Here is an 11,876-nt window from a genome sequence, read left to right on the forward strand (position 1 = left end):
CTAAATATGCATGATGTGTAATTCTACTGTTAAAAATCATCTGATTAAATTTGGACTATTTTAAATTAGTAATTCTTTGTTGTAAAACTTGACGCGGGTATATTGGCAGTATTAAACAAGTTTGAAATACTGGTGTTTCCCCATGCAAAGCGGATATATTTTGGATTGGTTACTTTTTTTGAATAAGCAATAATTGTATTGTTTTTAATTGTAGCTTTTGCCGGATAAAAAATCAAATCTTCACCTGAAATTTCAAATAATGATATTTTTTCGGGCTTAAAATAAAGACCTTCCGAATTTTTAAAATAAACCTTAGCTTTTTTATTTTCAAAAACAACTTTATCAAATAATGGGCCTTCAACTAAATTGGTATTTAGTTTGTAATGATTTTTTAAAGCTAAGTTTGCAAAGCGTAAACCAATTGGTATTTTATTTTTAGGATGGATATCTTCCACATCACAAAAATCACTGGTTATTACCATTCCGGTATTTGGTATATCTAAAGTTCTTCTTTGAGCATCTCTAATTTGAACTCCTGCATAATTTGTTCCATAATTATAAGGAGCTATTTGTGCAAAATAAAAAGGAAAATCAATGTCCCATTTTTCTCTCCAACTTTTTATCAATGATGAAAATACATATTTATAATATTTAGGGTTTGAAGTATTGGTTTCTCCTTGATACCATATTACCCCGGCAATAGTGTACGGTACAAGAGGATGAATCATTCCGTTGAATGCTCTTGAAGGTTCGTTTGGACCCCATTCTTCTTTAACAAGTTTTGAGGCAGCTTCAGTTAGTTTTTCATCTTTTTCAAAAGCATTTTTTGGTATCCAAATCTCAGCTGGTGTTCCTCCCCAATTAGAACCAATAATTCCTATAGGAACATTTAAGCTTTCTTCTAATTTTTTTCCGAAGAAATAAGCAATGGCACTAAAATATTTCATTGTTTCAGGAGTACACTCTACCCAATTTGATTTTACATTGTTTTGAGGATATTCTGCAGCTATACGTGGTACATCAAAAAAACGAATATTAGGATTATTAGCATTTTTAATTGCCTCTTCACCATTAATTATTCCTGCTGAAGCACTCCATTCCATATTTGATTGCCCTGATGCTAGCCAAACTTCACCAACCAAAACATTTTTTAATTCAATAGTGTTGTATCCTGAAATGGTTATTGTAAAAGGTCCCGGACCTTCAAGTGTTTTTAGTTTTAACTCCCATTTTGCTTGTCTGTTTCCTTTTGTTGATAAAGTATCAGTTGGATTCCAAGAAGCAACAAGTCTAATTTCTTCACCAGGAGAAGCCCAACCCCAAATTTTGGTTGTTGAATTACGTTGAAGTACCATATTATCTGAAAAGACAGATGGTAATGATATATTTGCCATTGAAATGTTTGCAATTAATAAAAATATATAAAACGTTAGTTTTTTCATGTGTAGTTTATTTTAAAATAGTTTCAATTTCTTGTAGTTCTGAAACCGAAAATTCTAAATTAGTTAAAGCGCCTAAATTGTCTAATAATTGTTTTTCGCTACTTACGCCAACTAAAACAGAGGTAATTCTATGATCTTTTAATAACCAAGAAATTGCCATTTGCGCTAAACTTTGTCCTCTTTTTTGAGCTATTCCATTAAGCTGCTGCGCTTTTTGTATAACTTCTTTTGTTACTTGTTCTTTTTGTAAAAATCCGGTGCTTTTAGCAGCTCTTGAGTTCTCAGGGATGCCTTTTAAGTATTTGTTGGTTAAAATACCTTGTTCTAAAGGAGAAAAAGCTATAGAGCCAATTCCTTCATCTTCAATAACATCAAGTAAACCATTTTCTACCCATCTATCTAACATACTATAACGTGGTTGATGAATTAAACAAGGTGTGCCAAGTTCTTTTAAAACTTTTGAAGCTCGTAAGGTATCTTCAGTATTATAAGATGAAATTCCAACATACAATGCCTTTCCTTGCCTAACAATTAAGTCGAGTGCACTCATAGTTTCTTCTAAAGGCGTGTAAGGGTCCGGTCTATGATGATAAAAAATATCAACATAATCTAATCCCATACGTTGTAAACTTTGGTCTAAACTTGCAACTAAGTATTTTTTTGAGCCTAAATCTCCGTAGGGTCCTGGCCACATTCCCCAACCGGCCTTTGTTGAAATGATGAGTTCATCTCTATATGAAGCAAAACTTTGTTTTAATATTTTTCCGAAGTTTTCTTCGGCTGAACCCGGAGGAGGTCCATAATTATTAGCCAAATCAAAATGCGTGATACCTTTGTCAAAAGCTGTATGTACTATTTGTTTTGAGGTATTAAAATTATCGACATGCCCAAAATTATGCCATAATCCTAATGATAAAGATGGAAGTAAAATTCCACTTTTACCACATCTTCTATATGGCATTGATTCGTATCTATTTGTAGCTGCTGTATAATTTTCCATAATTTATTCTGCTGAATTATTTAACATTTTTTTGTAGAAAGGTACTAGTTCTTCCGCTATTTTTTTATGATCGTTAATGTCAGGATGTGATGTGCAACCGCCTGGCGTAACTGTGCTGAATTCAAAAATTTCTATAACATGTTCTTTACTGAAATGTTCTTTTATTTTGGTTAAACACTCTAGTAAAATTTCTCCTTTTTCGCCTGATATCATTGGACTTGTTAATAAAGCCACTTTTGTTTTTGGATAATGTGTGTATATTTTATTTAAGAAGTTGATATAATTTTCGATATATTTTTGAGTATCGAAATTGAAACGTTCTTTAACACCATCACCATCAGATAAATCGTTTGTGCCTAAACAAATACTTACAATATCCGGATTGTATGTAAAATCATATTTTTTTGAAGAATCAGTATTTAAATATAGGTTTTCATACACTTCCGGCATTATTGGTTCTTCACCGGGTTCAGAATTCCAATTTCTATACATTCCAATTCCCGAAACTGAATTCAATATAAAATTAGCGTTTAAAGCTCTGGCAACAGTTGGTCCGTAAGCTAAGTAAGCATTGTGCTGGTCGTACCATTCGCCTGTTCCGCAAGGTATTTCACCTTTATCGGCACCCATTCCGCAAGTAATTGAATTTCCTATAAATTCAATAGAATAATGTTTATCGTTATTTGTTGGGAGTAATTTTTTTGTATCAATTCCATGAAATATTATTCCACCGTTAGAAGCTTCAGTTGCTTTGTAAATACCTATTTTATTTGATTGTTGTGTTGGTAAAATTAGAGGGATTTTATTAATTGTACCAGCCTCAATTTTGTATCTTTTAATATACTCATCATTTATTGCTAATGAAATATAGTTATGTGCTTTGGTTTGAGGCTCTACATAAAGGTTTATAGAATCTCCTTCAACAATAAATTCTACTGATGCAGCAGAGTTTATTAAAACTTTACAGGTATCATTGTGAATATCAGTTCTTCCTTGATAAAGAAAATGTTCATTTGTAGCATTTTTATAGGTGAAATAAGCTTTTTTTTCTTCTTTACAGCCTATTAGTACAAATAGTAAAATTGGGAATATAAATTTTGTTGACATAACGTTAATTTTAAAAGAATAAAGGTATCATAAACTAAGGAATTACATTTAACATAATTTATCAAAGAATGATATTATTTAAACAGGAAAAGTTTATCATTTTAATGGTGTTAAGAAACTTGTTTAATTCTAACAAATTCATCTCTAAATTCGCGAGGAGTACAGCCTTTGGTTTTTTTAAAAAATCTGTTAAAATGAGCTATGTTGTTAAAGCCACATTTAAAACCAATTTCACTAATACTTAAATCGGTATTAATTAACCATCGTGATACATAACTTAATCTAATATTATTTGTATATTCTACAAAAGTTTTACCGGTACGTTTTTTTATAAATCGATTAAATGAAACAGGAGTCATATTCACTAACTCTGAAATTTCGGAAAGAGAAATTTTACGATAATAGTATTTTTGAATGTATTCATAAACTTTTTTAATTTTTTTACTATTCTCGTATTCGTTATTTTTTGATATATAAGTTGAAAGTAATTTTTGATTTTTTGAGTTAGCTAACTCTTGTAAAATTGTTAAAAGTTGAGTAAAATCACTAATACTGTCAATTTTAGAAAGAGCTACAATACGAGGCATTAACTCTAAGGCCGTTTTAGCTGAGAATAGAATTCCGTGGTTTGATTTGTTAAACAACTCTTTTATAGGCTTGAATATTTTTAATGAAAGTAATTTGTCATCAAATAAACCGTCATGAAATTGTATTGTTATTTCGTAAATTTGCTTGCTTTTACAGTTGTGGGTTTCCCAGCCGTGCTCAACATTAGGTCCCACTAATACCATTTCAACATTTTCAATATCTTCCATACTGTTTCCAACCACTCTACGAACACCTTTCCCGTTAAGTATAAAGTTGAGTTCATATTCAGGATGAAAATGAATAGGGAAATCAAACTTTTGTTTTATTCTATTTATAACCAAAAAAACATCATCGGGTTCTAGTTGAGTAATTTCTCGGTTAATATTTTCATACATGGCTTAGAATGTTTAATTTTAACTAAAATGATTAGATAGTATATATTGTAAGATACAAAATATGTGCTTATAAAACTCTTTTAATGCCTTTAAATTCTTCTCTGAATTCAGTAGGAGTACAATTTTTTACTTTTTTAAATACCCTGTTAAAGTTGGCTATATTATTAAATCCACACTTAAAACTTATTTCACCTATACTGTAATCTGATTCAATAAGTAAACGTGTGGCAAAACTTATTCTGGAGTCATTAATATATTCTATAAAAGTTCTGCCGGTTCTTTTTTTAATAAATCTGTTGAAAGAAACCGGACTCATATTTACTAAATCTGAAATTTCAGCAAGAGATATTTTTCGACTAAAATTATCTTGCACGTATTCATATACCTTTTTTATTTTATCACTATTCTCAAAGTTTTTGTTTTGAGAGATGTATGTAGAAAGTAATTTTTGGTTTCTTGAGTTAGCTAAATCGTGTAAAATTGAAATTAACTCTAAAAAATAGTCCATACTATCTATTTTTGATAGTGACATTATTCTGGGCATTAATTCTTTAGTGGTTTTTTTTGAAAATAAGATGCCATGATTAGATCGGTTAAACATATCTTTAATTGGTTTAAAGATTCTTTTTGAAAGCATTTTATCATCAAATAAATCGTCATGAAATTGAATTGTAATTTCGTGAATCTTTTTATTTGTGCAATTATGAAGCTCCCAACCATGAACCAAATTGGGGCCAACCATTACAAGTTCTATATCATCTATTTCTTCTAAACTATTTCCTACCACACGTCTAACACCTTTTCCATTGTGAATGAAATTTAATTCATATTCAGGATGAAAGTGAATAGGAAAATCGAAATCATCTTTTACACGGTCAAAAACCAAAAAACTATCTTCTGGTGATAAAGGTGAAATTTCTCTGTGAACATTTTTATGCATAATAATCATTGATGTTAAGTGTATACAAAAATAGTATTAAAATTTGATTAAATAGTATCACTATATCGTTGTAGTAAATATTAAATTTGTTATATATATAAAAACTAGCACAATAAATTAGTAAAATAATAAATTCTTTTCAAAGATAAGGGATTTATTATTTTCATGTTAGGTTAAGGTTTAATTAATAACAAAATTCAATTAACAAAAAAGATTTATTATGAGAAATTATTTCTTTAGAAAATTTCTGTTTCTGGGAGCTTTATTGCTTAGCGGCTTTATGCAAGCCCAAATGATTTCAGGAACAGTATCGGACGTTAATGGTCCACTGCCTGGAGCAAACGTTCTTGTTAGAGGTACAACCAACGGTACAACTACAGATTTTGATGGTAAATTCACTTTAAGTGAAGTTCCTTCAGATGCAGTTTTACATATTAGTTATGTTGGTTATGTAACACAGGAAGTAAGTGTTGCAGGAAAGTCTGTAATTAATGTGGTATTAGCCCAAAGCGCAGATGAATTAGACGAAGTTGTTGTAATTGGGTATGGTACCAAGAAAAAAAGTTTGGTAACAGGTTCAATTTCAAGTATTGATGAAAGTCAAATTGAAAGCTCTTCAACACAACGTATAGAACAAGTTTTACAAGGTAAAACAGCAGGGGTTACTGTTGTTTCTTCTTCTGGAGCTCCAGGTAGTGGAGCTAAAGTTAGAATACGTGGTACCGGTTCTAATGGTAATGCAGACCCTCTTTATATTGTAGATGGAATGAAAGTTTCAACTATAGATAATATTGCCCCAAGTGATATTGCTAATATGGAGGTTTTAAAAGATGCTGCCTCTGCAGCTATTTATGGTACACAAGGTGCTAATGGTGTTGTAATTATTACAACAAAAAGAGGTAAAAAAGGACAATCAGTAATAAGCTATAACTCGCAATTTGGTATTCAAAGTGTAAGAACTGATATGAACTTAATGAATGCTTCTCAATTTGTTCAGTATATGAATGAAGCAGGTCAAAACCAAGTTGTTGATAATGGTATCAATACAGATTGGATAGATGAAACATTCCAAGATGCTTTTGTGCAAAGGCATGACCTTAGTTTTTCAGGTGCAACTGAAAAAACTTCATATTATTTATCAGGATCGTTATTAGATCAAGAAGGTATTGTTGGTAAAGAAAATTCAGGATACAAAAGATATACTTTAAGAGCTAATATTGTTAGCGAATTAAAAGATTGGTTAGAAATAGGAGCTAATATAACTTACGCAAACACAAACCAATCTCCTATTACTGAAGATGATTCTTATAGAGGAGTTGTTAATAACGTATTGTTAATTGACCCACTTACACCTGTGATTTATGATGGAGCTTTACCTGATAGAGCTGCAGAAGGTGTTGCAAATGGTACAGCAATGGTTACAAAAAATGGTAGAGTATATGGATATCCAACATACTCAACAGGTGAGGTAATTAACCCTGTTGGTTATGCTAATTACGTATTTAGAGGTGAAGGTATTGATACAGATAGTTTTTTAACCTCTGTTTATGCTAAAATTAAATTGATGGAAGGCTTATCTTTTACAACTAGATTTGGTTATGAAAGAGCAAATATGATCGATAATAGGTGGACTCCAATTTATGTTGTAGGTGCAGAGGCGTCAAATACAAGTGTATCATTAGCACACGATATTGATAGAAACTCAAGATGGTTGTGGGAAAATTTCGCAACTTATACCAAAGAGTTTAATGACCACTCGTTAACAGCTATGGTAGGTTATTCTGCAGAAAAAATTAAAAATCCATATTACAGTCTAAAAGGAGGTTCTGTTGAAAGAAGTATTGATGAATTTGCTTATTTTGATTATACTGCCAGAGCTAATGATGTGATAGGAGGAGCTATTTATGAAAAAAATATGACATCTATATTTGGTAGATTGTCTTATGACTATATGGGAAAATACATGGTTGAAGGTTCTTTAAGATATGATGAATCTAGTGTGTTCCCAAAATCAGATAAAGGAGACCTTTTCCCTGCTGTATCTGTAGGTTGGGTACTATCTAAAGAAGATTTTTGGAAACAAGATGCTAAGATTGATTATTTGAAATTACGTGCCAGTTGGGGACAAAATGGTAGTGATGCTAACCTAGAAGGTAACGGAGATTTAGAATTTTGGCAAACAGTAGCTAGTGATGGAGGTTATGTTGTTCCTGTAATTTACGAAGGAGTAGGAGGTTACAATGTAGGAGATTTGGCAAATCCTAAATTGGTTTGGGAAAAGTCTGAACAGTTTGATATTGGGTTCGATTTAAGAGCCTTTAACGGAAAATTTAATTTCTCTGCAGATTATTACAATAAAGAAACAAAAGACCTATTAATTACTGATGGAAATTTAATTGTTCCCGGTTCTGTAGGTAGAACTTTAGGTCCGATAAATGCAGGAACTATTGAAAACAAAGGTTTTGAATTTGAAGCAGGATATAAAGATACAACAGAAGGTGGTTTTACCTATGGTATTAATTTTAACTTATCTACTTTAGATAATGAAACTACAGATGTATCAGTTAATGCTGCTTTAAATGGAGCAACTATCCCTGGAGGAGAGCCTGTAACTCGTTTTGAAGAAGGACATCCTGTATGGTATTTCTACGGATATAAAACAAATGGTATTGATTCACAAACAGGAGCACCAATAATTGTTGATACTGATGGAAATGGTACAATAACCAATAATGATAAAACTGAAATTGGTTCACCACATCCTGACTTATTGTATGGAGCTAGTATTAATTTAGGTTATAAAAACTTTGATTTCAGTTTAAACTTACAAGGTACAGAGGGTAATGACATTTTTGCAGCATACCATCAGCCTTCACGTCCTTTAACCAATAAACCGGTTGAATATTTTAATGGTAGATGGACACAGCCAGGTGATGCAAATGCAAAATATCCGGGAGCATCACAAATAAATGGTTATTATGATACTGATCTTATGATAGATGACGGTTCATATATGAGAATTAAACAAATACAATTAGGTTATACTTTACCAACAAGTATTGTTGAAAAAATAAATCTAAAAAAACTTAGAGTTTATATTTCTCTTGATGATTATTTCACATTTACAAAATATAATGGTTTAGACCCTGAAGCAGGTAGTTATGAAGATAATAGCCAAGGTGTAGATAGAGGATTTTATCCAATTCCTGGAAAAGCTTTATTTGGTTTATCAGTTGATTTTTAATAAAAAATAAATTAGTAATATAATTATGAAAAAAATAATTTTTACCGTAATAACATCACTTTTAATTTTTACTTCATGTAGTGATGATTTTGTTGAGAATCCACCTACAGGTACATTAGATACCGAGTATGTGTTCTCAACTGAGGAAAATGTAGAAAAAGCTGTACTTGGATTATATGATCTTATGCAATATAATTATGCCAAAGATTGGCATAGTGCTTACTTTGTAAAATTATTGCCTGGAGACGATGCTAATGCAGCAGGAGGAAATGCAGGAGACCAAGCTCAATTACAAGATATTGATGATTATGCAAACGTTTCAATTTCAAACACTTCTATTACAAGTAATTGGGATTTGTTTTACAGAGTTATTGCATTAGCCAATGTTATTGTTGATAATGTGGAAGGAAGCTCATTAAGCAATAAAGCAAAGGTGTTGGCAGAAGCTAAATTTATGCGTGCATGGTGTTATTTTGAATTAACTACCATGTGGGGAGATGTACCGTTAAGATTACATAATCCTGATGTAGTAAGTCCTGAAGCTTTTGCGTTAGCTAAAAGCCCAAGAACTGAAATTTATACACAAGTTGAGTCTGATTTAACAGAGGCAATAACAGGATTGCCTGATAAATCTGCTGTCTCTGAAAATTTTAGAGTGTGTAAAGGAACTGCTCAAGCATTAATGGGAAAAGTATTGGTTTTTCAAGAAAAATATAGTCAAGCTATTCCTTATTTAGCTGCTGTTATTGCTAATCCGGCTCATGATTTAGAGCCTGATCCTGCTAATGTTTGGACTATAGGTTCTGAATTTGGTATAGAATCTCTTTTTGAGTTAGGTTATATTTCTACCGAAGGATATGATTGGGGTAGTTTTAAATGGGGAGGACGTGTTGAAAGCAATGCACATATAATATTAATGGGTACAAGAGATTTCTTTGATGTGGCTCCTGTAGGTTTACTTAATGGTTGGGGCTTTAATTTACCAACTAAAAAATTGATTGATGCATTTGATGCAATGGGAGATACTGAGCGTAAAGCAGCTACTTTAATGACAGAAGCGGAATTGATTGCAGGCGGAGGAGCAGTAAAAGAACCTGCTGAAAACATTTGGGATTACGAAGGAGCTATAAGAATAAAGTATACAACACGTGCAAGTGATACAAGTCCTGAAGGAACCGTAAGAGAATTAAATTACACTACCAACTGGAGGTTATTACGATACGCAGAGGTGCTTTTATTGGCAGCAGAAGCTTACAATAAAGATGGTCAAGACGGACAAGCTCTAATTGAATTGAATAAAGTTCATGAAAGAGCAGGTTTAGCTCCTTTATCAGGACTTACCGGAGACGCTTTATTCAATGCTATTGTAAATGAAAAATTCTTAGAATTAGCACATGAAGGCCAGCGTTTTTGGGATTTGGTAAGATGGGGAAGAGCAGCAACAGAATTGGCAGGAACAGGATATGCATCTAAAAATGATTTATTCCCTATTCCGGTTACAGAAATTGAATTAAACGATGCGTTAACCAACGCAGACCAGAATCCTGGATATTAGTCAAAATTAGGTGATTTTATTTTGAATTAATTTGAAGTGCAGCGTGAGTAATTACTCACGCTGCTTGTTTAAAAAAAGTAGATAATAAATAACTAATACACGAGTTTGAAAAAAAATAACTGATAACTAATAGATATGTTTTTGGTTGATTAAGAGCCTGTTATTCCAGCGAAGGCTGGAATGACAAAAATATAATAAGCGCATCATAATGTATAAACTGTTTTAATTATAATCGAATCCTCATTTCATTATTTAAAGTATTTAAAAATAAAGGATTGGAGAGAATTGCTATTTATTTATTAAAAAAAGCCGAAGCATTATGCTTCGGCTTTTTTGTAGAATACTATTTTAATGTTATTTTTTTTGAAGTTTTATCATTAAAACATCATGAACTCCAATAGTAGTTTTTAATTTTTTTGAAGTATCTCCCAAGTTTTTATGGTTGAATAAATCTCTGATAGTGTAAATATTATTTTTTAAATCTAAAAACTTTCCATTTACATCATCTCCAATTTCATGTTTAGTCCAATCAAATTCAAAATCAATTGGCTCATCATTCATATTTACAAAAGTTATAGCCCAATTACCATCAGCAAGTGGTTTTAGCCAAGTTTCAACATTAAATTCATTAGAAAATCTAAAGCCTTGAATACCTAATTTATCTTGATTAACTGCTATTACTTCTTTATTAGAGAGTGTTTTTATGGTTTCAGGTGTAGCTGTTCTTAAATCATTTCCCATAATTAATGGAGAAGCCAACATACTCCACATTGCAAAATGACTTCTATCTTCAGCGTCAGTCATGCCGTTACCAACTTCCATCATGTCGAAATCATTAAAATGACCAGGACCGGATGCTTTACGAATATCTTTTCTTAAATTGATGATTTTCCAAACTCCCCATGATGACCATGAACCATGGCCAACTTCACAATCCCAGCAATTAATAATATCGCCTGTAACTCTCCATAAATGACCAACATCTTTAGCCCATTTCCAAGGTTCATTATCTCCCCATTCGCAAATACTGAATACAATAGGTCTGCCTGCAGCTTTTAAAGCGTCTCTCATTGTCATGTAAGCACCTTCAGCATTTAATTTGTCAGTATTACACCAATCGTATTTTAAGTAGTCAACATCCCATGAAGCATATAAACGTGCATCTTGGTATTCGTAACCACGGCTTCCGGGATAACCACCACAAGTTTTTGAACCGGCACAATTGTACAATCCAAATTTTAAACCTTTTGAGTGTACATAATCAGCTAAAGCTTTCATGCCATTAGGAAATTTTACGGGGTCAGCTATTAAATTTCCGTTAGCGTCACGTTCTTTTGCCATCCAACCATCGTCTAAAACAATGTATTCATAACCGGCATCTTTTAAACCCAATTCAACAAATTTATCTGCAACATCTTTTACCAATTGTTCATTAATATTGGTAGAAAAAGTATTCCAGCTGTTCCAGCCCAAAGGAGGTGTTTGAGCTAATCCTTCAAATTTTTGAGCAAAGGAGTTTAAACTTACGGTTATTAAAAATAGTATAATTAAATTTTTTTTCATTTTTTGAGATTTATTTTAACAAATATTCCCTGTAAATTACTC

Annotated in this window: 8 protein-coding genes; 2 read left to right on the forward strand and 6 right to left on the reverse strand. The window is 31.8% G+C overall.

The window, feature by feature from the left end:
* Nucleotides 1-65: 65 nt before the first annotated feature.
* The 5 genes from HGB55_RS06005 to HGB55_RS06025 form a co-directional block, all read right to left on the reverse strand.
* Nucleotides 66-1,442 (reverse strand): sialate O-acetylesterase, encoded by a 1,377-nt coding sequence (locus tag HGB55_RS06005; protein WP_168815632.1) that lies wholly within the window; start codon nucleotides 1,440-1,442, stop codon nucleotides 66-68.
* 7 nt (nucleotides 1,443-1,449) lie between these two features.
* Nucleotides 1,450-2,442, reverse strand: coding sequence for an L-glyceraldehyde 3-phosphate reductase (mgrA, locus tag HGB55_RS06010; RefSeq protein WP_168815634.1), 993 nt, complete (start codon nucleotides 2,440-2,442; stop codon nucleotides 1,450-1,452).
* A gap of 3 nt (nucleotides 2,443-2,445) precedes the next feature.
* Entirely contained in the window at nucleotides 2,446-3,549 is a 1,104-nt protein-coding gene (locus HGB55_RS06015; RefSeq protein ID WP_168815636.1) for an SGNH/GDSL hydrolase family protein, read from the reverse strand.
* A 110-nt stretch (nucleotides 3,550-3,659) separates the two neighbouring features.
* Complete coding sequence (locus tag HGB55_RS06020) at nucleotides 3,660-4,532, reverse strand: AraC family transcriptional regulator (RefSeq protein ID WP_168815638.1); 873 nt, start codon at nucleotides 4,530-4,532, stop codon at nucleotides 3,660-3,662.
* Nucleotides 4,533-4,599: 67 nt separating this feature from the next.
* On the reverse strand, nucleotides 4,600-5,472 hold the full coding sequence (locus tag HGB55_RS06025) for an AraC family transcriptional regulator (RefSeq protein ID WP_168815699.1): 873 nt from the start codon (nucleotides 5,470-5,472) through the stop codon (nucleotides 4,600-4,602).
* Nucleotides 5,473-5,692: 220 nt separating this feature from the next.
* Between HGB55_RS06025 and HGB55_RS06030 the strand changes: the two genes are divergently transcribed.
* Nucleotides 5,693-8,716 (forward strand): TonB-dependent receptor, encoded by a 3,024-nt coding sequence (locus HGB55_RS06030; RefSeq protein WP_168815640.1) that lies wholly within the window; start codon nucleotides 5,693-5,695, stop codon nucleotides 8,714-8,716.
* A 25-nt stretch (nucleotides 8,717-8,741) separates the two neighbouring features.
* Nucleotides 8,742-10,271: a RagB/SusD family nutrient uptake outer membrane protein gene (locus HGB55_RS06035; RefSeq protein WP_168815642.1), complete on the forward strand. Its 1,530-nt coding sequence runs from the start codon at nucleotides 8,742-8,744 to the stop codon at nucleotides 10,269-10,271.
* 354 nt (nucleotides 10,272-10,625) lie between these two features.
* Here HGB55_RS06035 and HGB55_RS06040 read toward each other — a convergent pair whose 3' ends face one another.
* Nucleotides 10,626-11,834: a glycoside hydrolase family 27 protein gene (locus tag HGB55_RS06040; RefSeq protein ID WP_168815644.1), complete on the reverse strand. Its 1,209-nt coding sequence runs from the start codon at nucleotides 11,832-11,834 to the stop codon at nucleotides 10,626-10,628.
* Between the last annotated feature and the right edge of the window lie 42 nt (nucleotides 11,835-11,876).

Origin of the sequence: Lutibacter sp. B1, assembly GCF_012524075.1 — a bacterium.
Classification (GTDB): Bacteria; Bacteroidota; Bacteroidia; order Flavobacteriales; family Flavobacteriaceae; genus Lutibacter.

Bases quoted from the DNA above. Each gene is read 5' to 3' on its own strand.
- HGB55_RS06005 (WP_168815632.1), bottom strand. From the start codon at position 1,442: ATGAAAAAACTAACGTTTTATATATTTTTATTAATTGCAAACATTTCA.
- mgrA (WP_168815634.1), bottom strand. From the start codon at position 2,442: ATGGAAAATTATACAGCAGCTACAAATAGATACGAATCAATGCCATAT.
- HGB55_RS06015 (WP_168815636.1), bottom strand. From the start codon at position 3,549: ATGTCAACAAAATTTATATTCCCAATTTTACTATTTGTACTAATAGGC.
- HGB55_RS06020 (WP_168815638.1), bottom strand. From the start codon at position 4,532: ATGTATGAAAATATTAACCGAGAAATTACTCAACTAGAACCCGATGAT.
- HGB55_RS06025 (WP_168815699.1), bottom strand. From the start codon at position 5,472: ATGCATAAAAATGTTCACAGAGAAATTTCACCTTTATCACCAGAAGAT.
- HGB55_RS06030 (WP_168815640.1), top strand. From the start codon at position 5,693: ATGAGAAATTATTTCTTTAGAAAATTTCTGTTTCTGGGAGCTTTATTG.
- HGB55_RS06035 (WP_168815642.1), top strand. From the start codon at position 8,742: ATGAAAAAAATAATTTTTACCGTAATAACATCACTTTTAATTTTTACT.
- HGB55_RS06040 (WP_168815644.1), bottom strand. From the start codon at position 11,834: ATGAAAAAAAATTTAATTATACTATTTTTAATAACCGTAAGTTTAAAC.